Origin of the sequence: Enterocloster sp. HCN-30185, assembly GCF_037890305.1 — a bacterium.
GTDB lineage: Bacteria > Bacillota > Clostridia > Lachnospirales > Lachnospiraceae > Enterocloster.
In genome coordinates this window covers 248,827-269,110 of sequence record NZ_JBBKBT010000002.1, presented here as the reverse complement: position 1 = coordinate 269,110, position 20,284 = coordinate 248,827, and the positions used below count along the sequence as shown (strand labels likewise).

At 48.6% G+C, this 20,284-nt stretch carries 19 protein-coding genes; 2 read left to right on the top strand and 17 right to left on the bottom strand.

The features are described 5' to 3' along the window. The first annotated feature begins 8 nt into the window (after positions 1 to 8). Positions 9 to 2,162 (top strand): helix-turn-helix domain-containing protein, encoded by a 2,154-nt coding sequence (locus WKT10_RS03530; RefSeq protein ID WP_340275483.1) that lies wholly within the window; start codon positions 9 to 11, stop codon positions 2,160 to 2,162. Here the strand turns inward: WKT10_RS03530 and eno are convergent. Further along, on the bottom strand, positions 2,157 to 3,440 hold the full coding sequence (gene eno / locus WKT10_RS03525) for a phosphopyruvate hydratase (RefSeq protein WP_340275481.1): 1,284 nt from the start codon (positions 3,438 to 3,440) through the stop codon (positions 2,157 to 2,159). The two genes, WKT10_RS03530 and eno, sit on opposite strands and share 6 nt — an antisense overlap. Before the next feature lie 157 nt (positions 3,441 to 3,597). Between eno and WKT10_RS03520 the strand changes: the two genes are divergently transcribed. Further along, positions 3,598 to 4,227: a YczE/YyaS/YitT family protein gene (locus WKT10_RS03520; RefSeq protein WP_340275480.1), complete on the top strand. Its 630-nt coding sequence runs from the start codon at positions 3,598 to 3,600 to the stop codon at positions 4,225 to 4,227. On the opposite strand, the gene WKT10_RS03515 is transcribed toward WKT10_RS03520, so the two are convergent. From WKT10_RS03515 to WKT10_RS03440, 16 genes are all read right to left on the bottom strand, one after another. Beyond that, positions 4,224 to 4,679, bottom strand: coding sequence for a SpoVA/SpoVAEb family sporulation membrane protein (locus tag WKT10_RS03515; protein ID WP_066547763.1), 456 nt, complete (start codon positions 4,677 to 4,679; stop codon positions 4,224 to 4,226). The two genes, WKT10_RS03520 and WKT10_RS03515, sit on opposite strands and share 4 nt — an antisense overlap. Before the next feature lie 17 nt (positions 4,680 to 4,696). Then, complete coding sequence (locus WKT10_RS03510; RefSeq protein WP_242962986.1) at positions 4,697 to 5,134, bottom strand: stage V sporulation protein AB; 438 nt, start codon at positions 5,132 to 5,134, stop codon at positions 4,697 to 4,699. Then, positions 5,121 to 5,747 carry a stage V sporulation protein AA gene (locus WKT10_RS03505; protein ID WP_066547758.1) on the bottom strand — a complete coding sequence of 209 codons (627 nt, stop codon included), beginning with the start codon at positions 5,745 to 5,747 and terminating at the stop codon, positions 5,121 to 5,123. Before WKT10_RS03505 ends, WKT10_RS03510 begins: the two co-directional genes overlap by 14 nt. 2 nt (positions 5,748 to 5,749) lie before the next feature. After that, positions 5,750 to 5,905 (bottom strand): hypothetical protein, encoded by a 156-nt coding sequence (locus WKT10_RS03500; protein ID WP_167544877.1) that lies wholly within the window; start codon positions 5,903 to 5,905, stop codon positions 5,750 to 5,752. Between the two features lie 114 nt (positions 5,906 to 6,019). Then, complete coding sequence (locus WKT10_RS03495; RefSeq protein ID WP_066547756.1) at positions 6,020 to 6,748, bottom strand: SigB/SigF/SigG family RNA polymerase sigma factor; 729 nt, start codon at positions 6,746 to 6,748, stop codon at positions 6,020 to 6,022. Between the two features lie 5 nt (positions 6,749 to 6,753). Continuing rightward, positions 6,754 to 7,188, bottom strand: coding sequence for an anti-sigma F factor (gene spoIIAB, locus WKT10_RS03490; protein WP_066547753.1), 435 nt, complete (start codon positions 7,186 to 7,188; stop codon positions 6,754 to 6,756). A gap of 16 nt (positions 7,189 to 7,204) precedes the next feature. After that, positions 7,205 to 7,552, bottom strand: a complete 348-nt coding sequence (locus WKT10_RS03485; protein WP_066547750.1) for an STAS domain-containing protein — start codon at positions 7,550 to 7,552, stop codon at positions 7,205 to 7,207. Between the two features lie 105 nt (positions 7,553 to 7,657). Beyond that, a complete protein-coding gene (locus WKT10_RS03480) occupies positions 7,658 to 8,962 on the bottom strand; it encodes a tetratricopeptide repeat protein (protein ID WP_340275477.1) in 1,305 nt (434 codons plus the stop codon). Beyond that, entirely contained in the window at positions 8,962 to 9,108 is a 147-nt protein-coding gene (locus tag WKT10_RS03475) for a hypothetical protein (protein ID WP_167544876.1), read from the bottom strand. The genes WKT10_RS03480 and WKT10_RS03475 overlap by 1 nt, the downstream gene beginning before the upstream one ends. Beyond that, positions 9,105 to 10,442, bottom strand: coding sequence for a bifunctional folylpolyglutamate synthase/dihydrofolate synthase (locus tag WKT10_RS03470; protein ID WP_066547746.1), 1,338 nt, complete (start codon positions 10,440 to 10,442; stop codon positions 9,105 to 9,107). Before WKT10_RS03470 ends, WKT10_RS03475 begins: the two co-directional genes overlap by 4 nt. A 101-nt stretch (positions 10,443 to 10,543) precedes the next feature. Next, on the bottom strand, positions 10,544 to 11,140 hold the full coding sequence (locus WKT10_RS03465) for a lysine exporter LysO family protein (RefSeq protein WP_066547744.1): 597 nt from the start codon (positions 11,138 to 11,140) through the stop codon (positions 10,544 to 10,546). Further along, complete coding sequence (locus WKT10_RS03460) at positions 11,137 to 11,433, bottom strand: hypothetical protein (RefSeq protein ID WP_066547743.1); 297 nt, start codon at positions 11,431 to 11,433, stop codon at positions 11,137 to 11,139. The genes WKT10_RS03465 and WKT10_RS03460 overlap by 4 nt, the downstream gene beginning before the upstream one ends. An 84-nt stretch (positions 11,434 to 11,517) precedes the next feature. Then, entirely contained in the window at positions 11,518 to 14,160 is a 2,643-nt protein-coding gene (locus WKT10_RS03455; RefSeq protein ID WP_340275469.1) for a valine--tRNA ligase, read from the bottom strand. Positions 14,161 to 14,527: 367 nt separating this feature from the next. Further along, positions 14,528 to 15,340: a hypothetical protein gene (locus WKT10_RS03450; RefSeq protein WP_337433802.1), complete on the bottom strand. Its 813-nt coding sequence runs from the start codon at positions 15,338 to 15,340 to the stop codon at positions 14,528 to 14,530. Further along, a complete protein-coding gene (locus tag WKT10_RS03445; protein WP_340275467.1) occupies positions 15,337 to 16,560 on the bottom strand; it encodes a DUF5716 family protein in 1,224 nt (407 codons plus the stop codon). The genes WKT10_RS03450 and WKT10_RS03445 overlap by 4 nt, the downstream gene beginning before the upstream one ends. Positions 16,561 to 16,576: 16 nt before the next feature. Continuing rightward, on the bottom strand, positions 16,577 to 20,155 hold the full coding sequence (locus tag WKT10_RS03440; RefSeq protein ID WP_340275465.1) for a DUF5717 family protein: 3,579 nt from the start codon (positions 20,153 to 20,155) through the stop codon (positions 16,577 to 16,579). Positions 20,156 to 20,284 lie beyond the last annotated feature (129 nt).

Here is a 20,284-nt window from a genome sequence, read left to right as displayed (position 1 = left end):
TGGCCCTGATGCTGATCAGCGCAGCTATTTTTTATCATACATCCTACCATCATTTAAAAAAAGGGCTCCATTCCCAGACAGTCAGCGTACTCTCATCCTCTGTCCGTCAGATGGATGATCTTTTAAAACAGATCCATACTGCCAGCCTGCAGCTTTCTTCCAGTTCTTCTTTTAAAGCCCTGGCCGATTCTGAGAATATGGAAACGGAATCCTTTTCTTACTCCGCATGGAGGGTTCAAGAGCAGCTTAAACTGATTCTCCCTTCAAAGGAGCTGAATACAGGCGGACAGCTGTTTATCTATCTGAAAAACAGCGGATATATCTTATCCTCCAACTTCTTTTCCGAACTGGAGCTTGCCAGAAAGCATGATTCCCGCTACACATTTTCCGTCGACTTAATGTCCCCGTCTGCATGGAGAACATTTATTCCGGTCAATGAAGGAGATAGCTTTCTCTATATCTGCCCTGTAAGCAGCTCTCTTATTTCCATAAATGGAACGGTAAACAGCGTCCTCTGCTTTATGGTTGATCGAAACAGCATGGAACGCCTTTTTCCTGAAATCCGCCTGTCAGACGACTATCAGATCTGTGCATTGGATAAAGATGGCAGCCCTTGTTTTTCCATCCGCGGCTCTGCCTCTCCTGAGATTGACCTGCAGCTTCTTTTCGGTCTTTCCTATTCGGATAAAACGGCTGATTTTAAAGACAAGGGGCGTTCCATAAGCGCAGTACAGACAGTATCGGACTATAACGGCTGGAACTGGTATCTCATTCAGCCCTCTTCTACCCTTTATTATTCTGCTGAAAACTACCAGCGGCTTTCGATTGTACTGATCATTCTGACCGTACTGTTAGAAAGTGGCTTTATCGTCCTTTTAACGGCTTATAACAGCAGATCCGTTGCCGATCTGAGCAGTGAACTGGAAAATCAGCATCATCTGGCTTCTGCCCTGACTACTATGGTAGAACAGGCAAAGCCTCTTGTATCGGAATCCTATATCCGTAAAGTGATGGAGGGTAATATTACAACGAATGAACAGATGGAGCGGATCACCTCTGAACTGGGCTTAAAACGGGAAGGATGCCGCTATCAGGTTCTTTATATAGGGGCAGCTCCCCGCCATGCCCATAACCTGGATGCAGAAGCCCTAAAGCTGTGTATTGAAAACCATGATATCCTGGTACAGGAAGCGCTGAAGCGCTACTTTCCCGACACCGGACATATCTATAAACCCGGCGATGCTGCCTTTGCCTGTTTAATTGCCGTTCCCTCCGCTCGTTCGGACAATGAAAATACCGAACAGAATATACAGATATTCCGTTCGGTCCATCAGGAGCTTTTAAAGCTTTATGATATTGAGATCAGGGGCGGTCTGGGAAATATCTGTGAAGTAGTTCCCTATATCTGGAAATCATACCAGGAAGCCCACAACGCATGGTCCATGACTACCGATCAGCGCTGTATCATCAGCAGCCTGCGTCTTGATTCCTCCACCGATACATACTATTTTCCTGAAAGTCTTGCCGTACAGCTAAGCGGCTTTATTTCTACCGGAAGCAGTTCTCAGACAGAAGCTCTTTTTTCCTGTTTAAAGGAAGAAAACCTGGAGAAACGCACCCTTTCCTTTACACAGCTTCGCTGGCTTGTTTCCGATATAAGAACGGTTCTTTTCAGAAAACGCCTGTCTGTTGACCCATCCTTAACAGATGCTCCGGAACGAAAGGAGCTGTTGGATCTGATCGACCGTCAGTTTGAAAATGAGATCAGCCTGGATTCCCTGCAGTCCATCGCACTGCAGCTGTGCAGCTTTTATGGCTCTTGCGGCGACTCCAATGAACTGATCCAGAAAATCCAGAATTATCTGAATCGTAATTATATGGACTCCTCCTTATCTCTTTCTAAAATCTCTGAGGAATTCCATATTTCGGAAAATTACTTCAGCTTTCTTTTTAAAAAAGAAGTTTCTGAAAATTTTTCCGTATATCTGGAAAAACTGCGGATGGCAAAGGCAAAGGAACTGGTACTGGAATCCTCGATTTCCATTTCTGAGCTGTACCAGTATACGGGCTACAACAATGCGGCTTCCTTCCGCCGGGCATTTAAGAAAAAATTCGGCGTATCACCAAAAGAAATGCGTGAAAAAGCAGCCTCCGGTCTATAAAGCGCCCTTTCCCAAAAACTCTGCTCTTTCTCCCAGCTCTTCTTCAATCCTTAAAAGACGGTTGTATTTTGCCACCCGTTCGCTCCGGCTGGGAGCCCCTGTTTTGATCTGTCCCGTATTCAGGGCAACTGCCAGATCGGCGATCGCCGTATCCTCCGTTTCTCCGGAGCGGTGGGAAATAACCGCCGTGTACCCGGACCGGCGGGCCAGTCGGACCGCTTCCAGCGTTTCTGAAATCGTTCCGATCTGATTGGGCTTGATCAAAATGGAATTACCGCATCCCCATCCAATACCCTTTTTCAGCCGCTTTGTATTGGTAACAAAAAGATCATCGCCTACCAGCTGGATCCTGTTTCCCAGTTTCTTTGTCATATACTTCCATCCTTCCCAGTCCTCTTCATCAAGACCATCCTCAATGGAATATATGGGATACGTTTCACACAATTTCTTCCAGTGCTCTGTCAGCTCTGAAGAGGTAAACTTTTTTCCGCACTTGGGAAGAATATATTCTCCCGTCCTTTCCCCTTTCCATTCGCTGGCCGCCGCATCCAAAGCAAGCACAAAATCCCTTCCCGGCTCGTATCCGGCCCGTTTTACCGCCTCTAAAATACAGAGGATTGCTTCCTCATCGCTTTCAAGATCCGGAGCAAATCCCCCTTCGTCGCCTACAGCAGTAGCCAGCCCCTTTTCTCTTAAGAATGCGGCTAAGGCATGAAACACCTCCGCGCACCAGCGCAGTCCTTCCCTGAAGCTTTCTGCTCCTGCGGGCATGATCATAAATTCCTGTACGTCAACCGTATTTGCCGCATGGGCTCCTCCGTTTATAATATTCATCATGGGAAGCGGCATGCAGCCCGCATTGACGCCTCCCAGAAAACGGTACAGCGGAAGTCCCAGGGCATTGGCCGCTGCCGCTGCACTGGCCATAGATACCGCCAAAATGGCATTGGCTCCCAGCTTTGACCGGTCTGCTGTGCCGTCTGCCTTGATCATGGCATGATCCACCTCATAAATATTACAGGGATCCATCCCCCGCAATATTGCATGGATATCTGTACGGATATGTTCTGCTGCCTTTAAAACACCTTTTCCGCCAAATCGGTCCAGATCGTGATCCCGCAGCTCCAATGCTTCAAATTCTCCGGTGGAAGCGCCGCTGGGAGCTGTTCCCCGGCCCATAGTCCCGTCTGTCAGATGGACCTCTGCTTCTACCGTAGGATTTCCCCTGGAATCCAGAATTTCTCTTCCTGTAACAGATGCGATTTCCAAACGTTTCATATTCCTTTTCCTTTCCCACAGTCTATTTTACCGGATTTTTGTCTTTTATTTATCATTCTATTGCATTTTTCACAATAACAGGGTACAATATCTACACAAAATTTTTCTGATATAAAAAATATTTTTGTATTTCAACAGATCTGGGAGGTATGGTACCGTGAATTTTTACAAAAATGCAAAAAACTATCTTATTTTTTCTGCCGGTGTGTTGATCAGCTCCCTGGGGATCGGTTTTATCACCAGAGCCGGTCTTGGGACTTCTCCCATATCCGGCATACCTTTTATCCTGAGCCTGGTTACGGCTCCCTCCATGGGTGTCTATACCTTCTGTTTTAATATGCTCTTTGTACTGGGAGAAGCACTGATCCGCCGCAGGTTTTCCTTTATGCAGGCGATGCAGATCCCGGCTGCCCTGCTGTTTTCCCTCTGCATTGATGCCGCTCTCTTTATCATCCCCACACAATATGGAGGAGCCTATATAAATTCCATCATCTATCTGGCAATCGGCTGCATTGTCATGGCCTTTGGCATCTCTCTGGAAATACGGGCCAATGTGATCATGCTTCCCGGAGAAGCTCTGGTACGGGCTATTTCCCAAAGGTTCAGATATCCCTTTGGAAATGTAAAGGTGATCTTTGACAGCACCCTTACCCTTATAGCCGTGGTTCTTGCCTTCCTTTTCTTTCACCGGTTGAACGGTGTACGGGAAGGAACCGTCTTTTCCGCCCTGGCAACGGGACAGATTGTCACATTTTTCTCTTTCCTGCAGAAAAAATTTACCATTTAAAAAATTCCCATCATCCCGCCGATCCAGTACACGGCTCCTAACGCCCAGCTTGCAAGAACCCCGTAGAGGATCACCGGGCCTGCAATGGTAAAAATCTTGCATCCCACGCCAAATACTTCTCCCTCTGCGTGAAACTCAATAGCCGGGGCCGCCACAGAATTGGCAAATCCGGTGATGGGAACAAGAGCGCCGGCTCCTCCAAAGGTTACCAGTTTGGGATAAATATTAAAGCCTGTGAGGAGAACACTGAGAAGGATCAGTGTCAGAGAGGTCCAGGCTCCTGCCGCTTCCTGCTCCAATCCCCGGCTGTTCATCAGCCAGTTATTTATAAACTGGCCCAAGGTGCAGATCAGGCCACCCGTAAGAAAGGCTTTTCCCAGAGTCGGCCAGAACGCATGAACCGGGGTGATGCGCTTTACATATTCCTCATATTTCTTTTTATCAATTTCCATAATGACTTCCTCCTCAGCTAAACGGCCAGTCCCTTCCAGAAATAAATCCAGGCCCCTGCAAACTTCCCTGCAGCAATGCCCAGTATCAGATACTGCAGCCCTGCCGCCAGACCGATCCTGCGGCTCATGGCAGGAAGAGCCTTCAAAGTCTCTGCTAATGACATAGCCAGACAGCCGACAAAAACGCCGATGGAAAGGCCTGCTGCCGTTAAAAAAAGCGTTCCGGGGCCTTTGCCCAGTATCATGGGGATTTCATAAATGTCTGCTGCATTTCCCAAAATCCCTCCTGCTATAATCCATTTTTCATACAGACGCGCCTTTTTCCCGGTGTTTGTCCGCCCCATAAGACGGACAAACACACCGATCATAGCTAAAAAGGCATATACACCTGCAGCGATCACGCCTCCTGCACAGATCCCAAAAAAGATAAGGAACGCATATTTAAGAAATGTCAATCTTTTTCTCCTTCCTCTGTGCATTATCAATGAGGGTTTTACTGATGTTTTCCTCGTAAAGCCGCATTTCTACCTCCAGAGGAGTCGGATCTGTATTCACCTTGCCGGCAGAAATATGGTTAAAGAACACCATGATCCCAAGAGACAGCCCCACACAATAGCTTGCCTCCAGCACAGTAAAGCCCGCTGCCTCATACCCCATCACCAGACGATAGATCTCATGAAATACGCTGGTGACGCTCACATCATTATTAAATGTCATAATAGCAAAGGCCGCTCCAAAAAAACTGATCAGGCAGATACAGGCTGTCTTACACCACTGCCGTCCATAGGCAGGAGGAGCGGCCGGCTTGTAGGCAATGATAAAGTCTGTCTTTCCCATATGCTCCACTTCAATCCCCGGATCCAGAGCCTCCAGCTTTTTGGTCACATCCAGAGCGCTCATCACATACCGATGGGCTTCATCTGAGCGCACGGTCATGATCCTGCATACGCTGCATTTATTCTGTATATTCTGATCCCGGCAGTAGACCTGGGCAACATCCTTTAAAAGAATATCTTTGTGGGTCAGTTCCGTAATCTCATCCAGCTTTACATAAACCGTATGGGTCATATTCATACCCCCTGACATTTTTGAATATAAACCATCACTCCCTCGTTCTCGTATCCTTTGTCTCTGATCCCCCAGACTGCATACCACGCAAAAACGCCCAAAAGAATCGCTGCTGCTGCCAGAATGCCGATGATCCACTTATATTTTCCTGATTTCATGCGTCTCACATCCTTTCCGGTTTTGATGCATCATCAGCGGACAAGGATGATTTCGTCTGCCTTTATCCGCTGATGGTAGTATGGGTTTTTTTATCGTTTCTATTCAACTATTTTTCAGCTGCTTCCCTCCTCATAGCGTTTCCGCATCTCCTTTAAGATCCGTTTTTCCAGACGAGAAACCTGTACCTGAGAAATGTTAAGCGCCTTTGCTACCTGAGTCTGAGTCTGGCTGTAAAAATACCTTCTCAATATGATTTCTCTGTGCTGGTCTGTGAGTCCTTCCATCAGTTCCTTTAAAACAAGATGGTTTAACAGTTCTTCGTGGCTGTCATGCTCCTCCTCCAGCCGGTCCATCAAAAGCAGTTCCTTGTCACCGCTGTTTCCCAATGGCTTATAGAGGGATTCCACCTCTGCCGCCGCCTCCAGGGACGCTGCTATCTCCTCACGGCTGGCCCCTGTTTTCTCTGCAATCTCTTCAATGGTAGGCTCCCGTCCCAGTATTTTAGTCAGCTCTTCTGCGGCATTTCTGGCCTTAAAGCCCAGCTCCTTAACGGAACGGCTTACCTTTATCATTCCGTCATCTCTCATAAAACGCCGGATTTCTCCTGCGATCATAGGAACCGCATAGGTGGAAAATTTCACTTCATAGTTGGTATCAAACTTATCAATGGCTTTCATAAGACCAATACTTCCAATCTGAAATAAATCTTCCAGCTCGTATCCTCTACCTGCGAACCTGCGGACAATGCTCCACACCAGTCCTGTATTTTCCGTTACCAGCCGGTCTCTGGCCGCTTTATCCCCTTGGTGGGCGTTCTGGATCTGCCTGATGGTCTCTTCCATGGGCGTCACCTGCCGATATATTTTTTCATGGTGACCTTTGTTCCGCATCCGGCCTCTGATTCCACTGTGATCTCATCCATAAAGGCTTCCATAAAAGCAAAGCCCATTCCAGACCTCTCTCCTGATCGGTCTGTGGTATACATGGGTTCCATGGCCTTTTTTATATCTTCTATTCCGGTTCCCTGATCAGTCACTTCTACGGTCAGGCTCCGTTCTGTGCGGTCTGCCGTCAGCTCCATAACTACCGTTCCACACTTCTCTCTATAGCCGTGGATCACTGCATTGGTAACAGCCTCCGATACCGCTGTTTTCACATCATCCATCTCTTCCAGTGTAGGGTCTAAACGGCTCATAAACACAGCCGCCACCACTCTTGCAAACTCCTCATTGCTGGAACGGCTTTCCATTTCCAGCCTTATATGCTCTCTGTCCCCTTCCATATCCTGTACCTCCTTTTTATTTCAATGCTCCCACTGCCTGCTCCCTGCTTTCATATCCTTCCATCAGCCTGCAGATCCCGCTCAGTTCCATGAGTCTTCGCACCCGTCTGGATGCTCTGCAGTAGCATACGCTTCCCCGGCTGGCTTTCATCTCCTTATATCGGTTTAACAGCACTCCGATTCCTGAAGAATCCATAAATTCCGTTTTTTCAAAATCAAAGATAATCCTCCTGACACAGTTTTCCTCCAGCATCAGATCCGTGTCCGTTTTCAGTTTCCTGCAGTTGTGGTGATCCAGCTCCTTGGGCATATGGATGATCAGCGTATCCTCATATGCCTCATATGTAATTGTTCCTGCATCCATCCCATTTCCTCCTTCTTCTCTTTTGGGCAGATATTTTCTATAACAAAAAAGGCAGAAGGTACGATCCTGTGATCCATTTCTTCTGCCGTAAAAAGTGTATTTTATTTAATAGCCTCTTGCATTTCTGGCCCGCTCTGCATACTCTGTATCGCCATGCTCGCCTACCACCTTGTCAAAGAGTGCGTTTGCATTTTCCGTATCTCCCGCATCCTGATAGAGACGCCCTGCATAAAACATAGCCTCAGGGTTGTCAGGCCTTATTTTTAAGCTTGCAAGGAAATACTCCTGAGCCTGGGTCTTATTTCCGCCATTCCAGAGCTGCAGTCCCTTATCAACCAGCGTCTGGTAGATGCTTCCTGTCATCTCCTGACGTATATTATCCACAATCCCCTGAATATTCGCATCCTCGATCAGATCAAAGCTGGACTCGGCAAAGGTCTTTGCCGCCGATACCATATCCCCGGTGCGGTAGGACTGGAGCACCCAGATGAGGCTCTGATACTGGGCAATAATACTGGTGTTGCCGGTTGTGAGCGTATCCAGCTGCTCCTGTACCTCTGCCATCTTGGCTTCGATATCCTCATTTTCCTGCGCCAGAATATCATTTTCCTGATTGGCGCTGTTTAATTTCTGCATATAGACCATCAGCTCATCATCACGCTGGCGGTTCAGGCGGTTTTCCACTGCCGGGAGCACCAGCACATAAAAGGCCACCAGGCCGAAGATCAGGCCCAGGATAATGTGAAACACCGTAGAAAGCCCCGTAGACTCTTTATAGGTGTTGGGGATGATCACATCATCATCCTCCATCTGTCTGTGGGAAAATGCCTTTACCATCCGGCGCTTTTCCGCCTCGGCCCGGCCCGTATTCTGCTTTACAATGGACATATAGTAAAGCGCCTTGGAATTGCTCTTATCAATCTGGAGGATCTTATACAGAGAGCGGCCGGCCTTATTATAATCCTCCCGCCTCATATATAAAAGAGCCAGAAGAAGATGGGCTTTGACAAAATGGGGCTTGGCTGATACCACTCTGGCAAGCTGCAGGGCCGCCAGATCATCGCTGCCGTTCTGGGCATGCCACAAGGCCTGGTTAAAGGTCTTTACTGCCTGGCTTTCCGCTTCTAACTGTCCCGGCTTTCTCTGGATCCGTTCCAGATAATGATCTGCCAGATTATTTTCCGGCTGCAGGCTCATACTGATAACCCACTGCACCAGAGCATCCGCCACCTCGCCGTTCTCGTAGTAGATCAAACCCAGCAGATTTCTGGCGTCGATCTGGTATTTGCAGAAATGAAGGCTCTTTTTCAGGCACTGGGACGCTCCGGAAAGATCCCGTATCCTTGCTTTCTCCAGACCCAGGTTATAATAGCTGTTGGCAATCTGTCTGTTTTTTGCCTCAATCTCCATCACCGTCTTTTCCCGTCTCTTTCCCGGATCATCTCCATCATAATATCCGTCATATCCGTAAGATCGCTTTTCACAATGGCGTCCTCTACCGCCTCTACATCCAGACTGGGTTTAAAGCGCTGGATCTCCTCTTCAAAATCGATCATGTATCTTCTCTCCTTTCCATGCCTTTAAGCTGTACCTTCAGCTCCCCGATCAAATACAGGGAGCCTGCGCAGAATAAGAGCTCATCTCCTGCCTGCTTCTTCATCTCCCGCAAAGCTTCCCCTGCGGTTTCAAAGGCTCTCACCGGCCCTTTATATGCCTGCGAAAATGCTTCTGCCAGAACCTCTGTGTCCATGCTCCGGCTGCTGTCTATATGTACCACACCGATCCCCGCCCAGGAAATCCCCTCACAGAGCAGCCGAGCCATAGCCCTGTAATCCTTGTCCGATACGGCGCCAAATAGCAGATACGCCTTTTTTTTCTGCCGGGCAGCCATAGATGCGGCTGCCTGAATAAAGGCTTTTATGCCGCCCGGATTGTGGGCTCCGTCCAGATACAGATTTTCTCCAGCCCGCTCCATACGCCCGGCCCAGCGGGCAGTCCGGATCCCCTCTGTAATCTGAGCCTCTGTCAGACGGAAACCCCTTTCTCTCTGCCCTAAAACAACCGCTGTTTTCACAGCCAGCATGGCATTTTCTGCCTGATAAGGTGCTTCAAAGGGAATTTCAAGCACCAGAGGGCCTGCCGCGGCAAACGCCTGAGCAGCTTCTCCCTCAGCTCTTATAGAAAGTCCTTGATCTTTGGTTTCCAAAATGGAAAAATCTCCCTTTCCCACCGGATATGCCTTTGACGCCATCTGTACCGCTCTCTCACGGATCACCTCAGAAGCCTCAGGCACGGTATCATCGTAGATCACAGGAACCTGCCTTTTTATGATCCCTGCCTTCTCTCCTGCAACCGCTTCTATGGTATCTCCCAGGTACATGATGTGATCCAGACTGATGGAGGTAATCACACAGGCCAGGGGATTCTCAACCACGTTGGTAGCGTCCAGGCGGCCTCCCAGCCCGGTTTCCAAAATCACAAGCTCCGGCGTTTCATCTGCAAACAGCGCCATTGCCATATAAAAAAGAAACTCAAAATAGCTGGGGTGGGAATACCCCTTTTCTTTCATGATATTTACAGTCTCAAGAACCGTCTCAAAGGCAGCCTGAAGCTTCCCGGGCGAAACCATTTCATTATTTAACAAAAACCGTTCCCGGACGGTTACCAGATGAGGAGAGATAAAGGTTCCGGTGCGAAAACCGGCGTTTCTGTACAAAGAGGTAAGAAAGGCGCACACAGAGCCTTTTCCGTTAGTTCCCGCCACATGAATGATGGAAAGCTTCCTGTCCGGGTCTCCCATTTCATGCAGAAACGCTCTTATATCTGTAAGAGAATGTTTTTCCCTGGTCCACATGGGAATCTTCTCTAAGTATTCTTCTGCCTGCATCATTACTCATCCTCCTGCCTGTTCCCTCTATTTTAAATGATTTTCCCCAAAGTTTCAACATCATGTTCTCGCCCTGCTTCGCCAGGAAGCGACAGCCTTCTTTCCTAACCTGCAAAGACAGAGATCAGTACCGGAACTGCAAAAGAGCAGAGCATTCCGTTTAAAACCGACAAAACAACCGTTTCTTCATTGGTATATTTTAGCATCACAGGAAGGGTGGTATCTTCGCTGGTCGCCCCGGCAGGCGCAATACAGGTAAGGTCATTGAGCTTAAGGGCGATCAGGGGAATCAGGAAAAAAGAAAAAATTTCCCGCATGAGATTGCTCATAAAGGCAATGCTTCCCAGCTTTGCCCCTCCCAGCTCGCTGATCGCCGCCCCGGCCAGACTGTACCAGCCCATTCCGCTGGCAATGGCAGTTCCCTGCCCCACCGGAATTTTAAGAAGCAGGGAACAGATGATCCCCCCCACAATGGAACCGGCTATAATTCCTGCGGGAATGATAAATATTTTAATATGGTATTCCCTGATCTTGCTTAAAATCCCCCGGTGCATCCCAATGCTGATGCCGACAAAAAACATCAGGGCATACAAAACTCCGTCCGTGTTCTTTAAGATCAGGGAAACAGCCGGAATATGAAAGCCAAAAATCCCGTAGGCAAGTCCTCCTAAAAGGGATATGAATGTAAACAGAATAATCATTTTTCTTTTTTCCCCCTGGTTTCATACTTCTTTCTTCCCATAAAATTCCGGGTCAAAATGTATACAAAGACAATGGAAAAAAAGGTGGGAAAGGCAAAAAAGAGGAAGCTGGCGCCTCCCAGGGAAAGAAATTCCCGGACAAAATTTTCTCTCTGCCCCAGCGTTCCTCCCATTGCGAAGATCAGAACAAAGGTACAGGCAAGGGATAAAAGCTCATTTACCTTCTTTATCCTGCCGGACCGAAACAGCCGTCCCACCAGGATTCCCATACACATGACAATTAAAATATCCACCGGATGACTCCTTTCTGTTTTGCTAATATCTGCAAAAGGGGGCCGCCGCAAACTGCGCGGCAGCCCCGGTTATGACGGGATCTGTTATTTTACAAGCTGTGCCAGACGAGCCTTTACCTGCTCCATCATCTGGGTATATTTCTCCAGCTTTGCACGCTCCTCGGCAATCTTTGCCTCAGGCGCACGGCTTACGAATTTCTCATTATTCAACATGCCGTTGGAACGGGCCAGCTCGCCGTTTAAGCGCTTCTCTTCAGCCTTTAAACGCTCGATCTCCTTTTCGATGTCTACCAGTTCTGCAAACGGCATATAGATCACTGCCTTGTGGATCACTGCGGATACGGCGTCCTCGCCGATGCCTGCCTTATCCTTCTGAAGGATTACCTCTCCTGCATAGCCTAAGGTGGCAAAGAAGCTGCGGCTATGCTCAAAGATACCTAAAATATCCTCATCCTCAGATACAACATAAACGGTCGCTTTCTTGCTTGGCGGCACGTTCATGGAAGTGCGCACATTTCGGATGGCTCTTACGGCAGCCTTGATGGTCTCTACGGCCTGCTCCTCAGAGGCGAAGTTCCATTTTTCCTCATACAGCGGCCAGGAAGACAGCATAATGGTCTCCTCTTCCTCCTGCAGGTTGCAGAAGATCTCCTCTGTGATGAAGGGCATAAATGGATGAAGAAGCTTTAATGCCTGGATCAAAACGTGCTTCAAGGTCCAGAGAGCGGCAGCCTTTGTATCGTCTGCTTCATTGTACAGTCTTGGCTTTACCATCTCAATGTACCAGTCGCAGAACTCTTCCCAGATAAAGTCATATACCTTCTGGAGAGCAATTCCCAGCTCATACTTGTCCAGATTTTCCGTTACATCCTTTGATAAGGTATTTACCTTTGAAAGGATCCACTTATCTGCCAGCGTAAGCTGATCCTCTGTAACGCCGGACAGGTCGGAAGCTTTTTCAATGTTCATCATGATAAAGCGGGAAGCATTCCAGACCTTATTTGCAAAGTTTCGGCTGTTCTCCACACGCTCCCAGTAGAAACGCATATCGTTTCCGGGTGCATTTCCCGTAATCAATGTCATACGCAGGGCGTCTGCGCCGTATTTGTCAATTACCTCCAGAGGATCAATGCCGTTTCCAAGGGACTTGCTCATCTTGCGGCCCTGGGAGTCTCTTACCAGTCCATGGATCAAAACAGTGTGGAAGGGCTCTTTTCCGGTCTGCTCAAGGCCTGAGAATACCATACGGATGACCCAGAAGAAGATAATATCATAGCCCGTTACCAGCACATCTGTGGGATAGAAGTAATCCAGATCTTCTGAGTTTTTTGGCCATCCAAGAGTGGAGAAGGGCCATAAAGCAGAAGAAAACCAGGTATCCAGCGTATCCTCATCCTGTTTAAAATGGCTGCCGCCGCACTTGGAGCAGGTATGGGGCGCTTCCTTTGCTACAACCGTTTCTCCGCAGTCCTGGCAGTAATAGGCCGGAATCCGGTGCCCCCACCAGAGCTGTCTGGAAATACACCAGTCACGGATATTTTCAAGCCAGTGAAGATAGGTCTTTCCAAAGCTTTCCGGCACGAACTTTAACCGTCCGGATTTTAAAGCTTCAATGGCCGGCTTTGCCATCTCATCCATGCGCACAAACCACTGCTGTTTTACCATAGGCTCTACGGTAGTCTTGCAGCGGTCGTGGGTACCTACATTGTGGGAATGGGGAACCACCTTTACCAGAAGTCCCTGATTCTTTAAGTCCTCTACCATGGCTTTTCTTGCCTCGTAGCGGTCCATGCCAAAGTATGGGCCCGGTACATTTACTGTGGCATCGTCATTTAAAATAACGATTTCCTCTAAACCATGGCGCTTTCCTACCTCGAAGTCATTGGGGTCATGGGCCGGAGTAATCTTTACGCAGCCGGTTCCAAACTCCTTATCTACGTATTCATCTGCAATAACAGGAATTTCACGGTCGGTTAAAGGCAGCTTTAACATCTTGCCTACAATATCCTTATACCGCTCGTCCTCCGGATTGACAGCCACAGCCGTATCGCCAAGGAGCGTCTCCGGACGGGTGGTTGCAATCTCAACAAAGCGGCCCGGCTCTCCCACTACGGGGTAGTTGATGTGCCAGAAGAAGCCGTCCTGTTCTACGTGCTCTACCTCCGCGTCGGAGATAGAGGTCTGGCATACAGGACACCAGTTGATGATGCGGGAACCCTTGTAGATGTATCCTTTCTCGTAGAGTTTTACAAATACTTCCAAAACTGCGTCGGAGCAGCCTTCGTCCATGGTAAAGCGCTCTCTGTCCCAGTCGGCAGAAGAACCCAGCTTGTGAAGCTGCTTTACGATCCGGGTGCCGTACTCCTCTCTCCACTTCCAGCACTCCTTTAAGAAGCCGTCTCTTCCCAGGTCTTCCTTGGAAACGCCTTCTTTTTTCAGCTTGTCAATGACCTTTACCTCGGTAGCAATGGCTGCATGGTCTGTTCCCGGCTGCCATAAAGCCTCATAGCCCTGCATTCTCTTATAGCGGATTAAAATATCCTGCATGGTATTGTCCAGAGCATGGCCCATGTGAAGCTGTCCTGTGATATTTGGCGGCGGCATCACAATGGTAAAGGGCTTTTTGCTGCGGTTTACCTCTGCATGGAAATATTTTCCATTCAGCCATTTTTCATAAAGACGGTCCTCAATGGCCGCCGGATCATATGTCTTTTCCAGTTCCTTCATATATATCCTCCTTTTTTCCTATGAAATAAAAAACGCCCTCTGCCTCTTCCTCTAAGGAAAAGCAAAGGGCGATCATCTCGCGGTACCACCTTTGATTCTGCCATATGGGCAGTAAGCCTGCCCGGCAATCTCTGTCCCCTTAACGCGGGAAATACGGGAAAAACTACTAAAGGGAAGCTGATTCCCCCGTTGGCCCTTCCGGCTCAAAAGCTACCTTCCGCACCTTCCTCCGGGGCCGCCTTTCAGCCTTCGGACTGCCCTCTCTGCCGGTTCCCTGTACGTACTCCTCTTTTTCACAGCCATTTTCTTTTCATCTGTTGTCTGCATTTAAGCATAAATAGATTTCACTGTTTTGTCAAGCAGATTTTCACACCATCTTGCGGTACTCGCTCTTCCACCGCCCAACGATCCGGGCCGCGCCCTCCATCCGGTAAGGCATATCCCGCTTCATCAGAGTCCGCAGCCCGCGCACCTCCTCCGCCTGTTCCCCATCGGTTCTGGCCTGGCGCAGTTCTTCCTCCCAGGCGCCTTTAAATTCCGGCTTAAAAAGCGGCCCATAGGTATCTGCCGCCTCCAGCTCCGGAGCCAGAACGCTCAGGAAATAAATGCGTTTTAATACCTCTCTGTCATGATCCAGACCGTAGGCCTTATCGTATGCCCGATATGCCCGGTGGAACTGGAACATCTGGGCATAAGCTGCCCCAAGGCTCTGATAAAGGGCTCCCATAAAGGCCGGATCCTCCTTTTTTTCCTCTGTTTCCGCTAAAAGCTTCTCATAGCGGACAGAAGCACGGCCATACTGTTTTTTCCCAAACAGATAATCGGCCACTGCCTTTTCATACCGTGGGGCCGGGAGACTGCGGTAAGCTGCCGCTGTCTGCCGAAACCTCTGGCTCTCTTTTTCCGTACAGTAATCGCATTCTGTCAAAAACAGGTACAGCGCCTCTTCCGGGCGGCTTCCGGTTTCCGAAAGCTTTTCCATCCTGCCTGCCACAAAGCCCATGCCAAGCTCATTTTTTACAAAGCTGTAAAGAGCTTTTCCCACAAAGCCGTCCATTACAAGCAGAGGATGGTTGCAGATCACATAGCACAACTCCTGAGAAGAGTAGATATGGATCCCCAGTACCTCAATATAAAACGGATGCTTTACCGGCTCCCTTCTGCACAACAAAAGACTCATAAGCTTACCTCTTGCCTTACCACAGCCCCGGAAGCAGGAAACAGATCCCCAAAGCCTCTGTCCTTGATCACCGTGACCATGGTATTTTCATCTTTAAAACCAATATTCATCTCAATCCGGGTCGTTTTTGGAGGACGGTCCGGAAAACCGGAAAGAGGCACCTTTACAACCTTTTTCTTTCTGGAATCCAGATGGGAAATGATAAATTCAATCTCCTTTTCATCCTCCAGGATCAGCTCCAGAGAACTCTTTGACTCATACCAGTTATCTCCATAAGAGGCCACAGCCAGGAGGATCTCCTTCCCTTTCTGCATAACCTTTAAATCAACCTCTGCTTTTAAACGTCCCTCGCAGACAAAAATATAGGGGTATTCGGTAGCGGAATTAAGATAATCCTGTCCCTTAAACGCCGCTCCCCTGGAAAAAAGCTCCTTTTCCACAAAGCATCTTCTCCTGCTGCATACCAGCTTCATAAACCCGCCGGCCCAGTCCTGGTGCTCGAACCCTTTTCCTGTGAGAAATACGGTGGAGAAGAGTTTTTTGCTCAAAAGTTTTTCCCCGCAGGAAGTAAGGATCTGATCTGCAAGCTTCTGTCCGGAAGGCGTACCCAGGATATCCAGATCAAAGGCTTCCTCCTGGTTCTGAGCTTCTGCCTGAACCATGTTTCGGCGCATTCCTCTCTGAACCTTCATTTCATAATAGCACAGACGGTCTGCTGCCAGCTCAAACAGCCCTACCTGATTGGACCAGAGCTCCCGTTTCTGGCTCAGCACATAATATACAAAACTTTCTGTGTGACTGATCACATGGACCCTGTCTCTGGAAATGCCCATGGCATCCGCGCAGTACATCAGTGTGTCCGTAAGCCTTGCATCCATCTCCTGCATGGTCACTACCAGCTGGGAAACGGTCTTTTTCCCCTCTTCCTTTAAGGGATATTCTAAAACCTGCTGCAGAAAAATACGCAGCAGAAGGGCGCCTGTATAGCACACCCCTCCAATGGTAGAGGTGCCTTCTTTTTGCACCATCTTTAAAAGCTTATCTACGATCACCCCTTCGCCCAGAAGCGTGGCCGCATAGGCCTCCTCCCCTGTAAGCCAGATTTCCTCCTCTTTTTTCCTGCAGATCACCGTGGGGATCGTCCAGGATATTTCTTTTCCATAGCAGCTGATCTGAGTATACTCATCATTCAGATCCAGACCGATCACTAGGCCGTCCATCCGCTGTCTCCTCCATCTATTCTTTCACCGGAAACAGGCTTCCCAGCACGGCGGACCGTTTCAGATAGTCCTCCATGGCACCAGCAAGCTTTTCCTCATTTTTCTCTTTTAATGCTGCTCCCATGCGGTTTAAGCAGGCAAAACGGCTGTTTTCCCTCCCATCCAGCTTATGGTCGCAGGTAAGCCTTCCCTCGGCTGTCAGAACCCTTCCCCGGCTCCCTCTTTCATAAATCTGGTACTCTAACGTCTCTCCCTCGAAAAGCACCATTTCCTTTACATAAATCCCCTGGTAAACCCTCCGCATTTCCTCCCGGTGAAAAGAGGTTTCTTCCGGCAGCAGACGGACTTCCATCCAGGGCGCCCGATCCCTGTCACCATGGTACTCCACCATGGTCTTATCCAGGATATCCTCCGGAACAGGAATATGGCGGGACAGGTCTCTGGTATACGGAAATATGAGTCTCTGCTCCAAAAGGAGACGTGTCATAAATAAAAGCAGCTCTTTATCTTCCGGACTGATTTCAGGGATCCCTGCAAAATATTTGGTCAGGGAAAGCAGATACAGCGTAGGAAGCTTTTCTCTGTTAAGGCTCATCCTGGCGGCTTTTTTCAGGTAGTCAAATACCTTGGGATCCATTTCCTTTCCTTCCAGAAAATACTGGGCGCATTTTTCTGTAAAATAAGCCTTCACAATACTTTCTCTGGTCTTTTTGCGGCTCATATACAGATCAAATACAGAATCTATGCGGTCGCAGCAGCCGGTAAACAACATCTGAGCCAGCAGCCGTTCCTCCAGATCATAGGTTTCGATATGCTCCTGCACGCCCCGGATCAGTATCCCGTACATCTGAGACACCGTTCCGTTAAAATGCTCGCAAAGGTAATCCAAAACCACACTATCTGCCTTTCCTGCTTCAAATACACGATAGGAAAAAGATAAAAGCCAGTCGTCCTGATCAAAAAGCTGCTGTAAGATCATCCGGCTGCACAGTCTGGAAAGAAGCTGTACATCGATATCTGTGATCTTAAACCTGCAGATCATATCATAAGCTTCCCTGAGAAAATCCTGTCCGATCAGGGTCTCACAGATCCGCTTTCTTGCCTTTTCGCTTAAATCCTCCTTATCCATCTGAACCAGACAGGCACAGTTTGCACTGTTTTTGTCCTCCCTGTCATCCTCTTCCATACGGCAGTAAAATTCCACTACCTGTTCCCTCAGTCCGGTCTCAAACACAGGATTTAACCGGAGAAGATGCGCTGCCTCATCTAACATATGAGCTTCCTGAAGAGTATGGATCCCTTCTCCCATCACCTGACAGCAGGCCCTTAAAAGCAGCATGGGATGATCAGGAGCCAGTTTAGCGCACCGGTCCAGCAGTTCCTTTTTATCCATTACAGGATATTTTCTGTGCTTCACATCCAGATACCGGTTTCCATAGGCATCCTGGAACATTAAGATCATATGGCCGGAACGGGCCGGAACGTATGCCTCTCCCTTTTCCAGAGCATATGTTTCCTCATCCTGCAGCTCTTCACAGCGGACGACCACATACTTCATTCCGGGCTCCTCACAAATAATGCGCCGGGAGCAAAGGATGGCAGGCAGGACCTTTGCCGCCCGCTCATCAATCATATCCTGGTAGATCATATGCTCATAGATCACCGCCAGCCGGCTGTCAATCCGCAGGGCAAAGAGCTGCTCCATGGCAAACTGCTCCATTTCCCTAATGTATGACTGATAAAGCTCAGACGAGGGATTCATGTACAGCAGGATATTCCTGTAAAGAATGCACCGATGCTCCCGGTCCAGAGTCTTATCATAGGAGAAATATAAAAGCACCTCTTTCGGCAGCAGACGGTTATAGTCGTCTGGCAGGGAATAAAGGAAATACTCATACAGCCTTGTAATGTTGATATGAGCCTCCTGGGCCTTTTCATACCATAAAAACGCCTCTCCAGTCTTTTGTTCCCCACGGATCAGCAAACCGCAGACCGCCTCTAAAAGTTTCCGCTCCGGATATGCCTTATAGAGCTGTTTTGCCAGTCTCCACACGGGCTTTCTATAATATTTCTGTGCGGAAATAAAATCTGCTGCCTTTAAAACTGTCTCCCTGTCTAAAAGCCCTTCCCGGATCCCAAGCTGAAGCACCTGAAGTTCAAATGCACCCAGCTTTAAAAACAGTACCGGATGTTCTGTAAGCAGACGGCAGGCTCTTCCGTAAAGGAACGGGCTTCTGCACCCGTTGGCAAAGAGCATTTCCATAGAACGGTACAGATCCAGAGGATTCTGAAGACAGGTCTCATCGGTACGGATCAAAAGGAGCAGCAGCCATGGGGATGGACTGCCCTTTTCCCAGAGATGCTTCCTTATATAACGTATCAGTTCTTCCTTTCTGCTTTCTGAGGGATTTAATAAAAGACACAAATATTCATAATAGCAGTACAGCCACGGCATCTTTTCCTGTTCCTTCAGGACTTCCTCCCGCACCTCTTCAAGAGCCGCCTGCGCTGTATCCTTGCGTCCGGAAAGCATCAGATGCTCTGCCCTGAGAAGACGCACCCTGCCATCCTTTGGATAAAGAATGCGAAGCTTTTCTGTTTCCTGGAGCAGCTCCTCCTCCCATTCTCTGTCCGTAGAAGCAGCAAGTTCATAGAGGAGCCGCTTCTGTATATATTCCAGAAATCCTTTTTTATCCTCTGCCGTTTCCCTGTATGGATCCCGGCGTTTCCTTCTCTCGGCCTCAATAGGGATCACAAACTCCCGGCGCGGGGTACGGATCACGATCCGCCCCATGTTCTTTCCTCCGTGAAGAGCATCTGGTAAAATTCGATAAGGGATCTGGCAGCGGTTTTCCGTAAAATCCCGGTCTGTCACAGAAGACGTTTCCAGAGAAATAAACGCTCCCTCTGCCTGAAGCACGGCCTCTTTATATCCCCATCCGCTGAGCGCCAGCTCAATAAAGTCTTCCTTCTCCTCTTCCAAATCCCTATAGCATCTGGGCGATGTATCTGTGCTGATCCTCACCGGCTCCTTTACATGAAGAGCCACCAGAAATTCTTCCAGCAGATTTTTCCTTCCGTTTCTTCCCCGCAGGCCTTCGTAAATGCTTCTGGCTTCCGGTTCCTGCATAAAGGGCGCCTGTATAAAATCCTGATACTCAAACAGACGCAAAGCCAGCTCTATATTTTTCCGCGCAAGGTTTGCAAAGTCTCTGGCCGTCTTTAAAGATGCCAGTTCCTCCCCTCCGGTTCCCGTCTGAATGCGCAAAGAATAAGGAATCTCCCTCTCACCTCCATTGGTGACCAGGTAAAAAGATCCCTTGATTTCGTCTCCATCTTCCATACAACGGGTGTCGACCTCATATATAATATGGCTGCGAAGGCCTCCAAAAGCCTCATTTACAGCCCGTACTCTCTCATTGCTGGAATAGACCAGTCCTTTTATGTACAGATCATTCGTACTCTGCACAAGAAATTCGCCCTTTACCGTCTGGCCTGCCCCAAAGGAGCCTTCCAGACGCTCAGGCTTTATCATCAGCCCCGGAACACCGCCGTCAACGATGCCTCTGGCCAAACGGTTGATCCGTTCTCTCATACACCTACCACCTGTGTCTTCCTCTTATGCTTTTTGCTTACGTTTCATGATAACACATTTTCATATAATTTAAAAGAGAAATCTGCACTACAGCTTGATTTACCCCCTTAAACTTGGTATGATAGACGG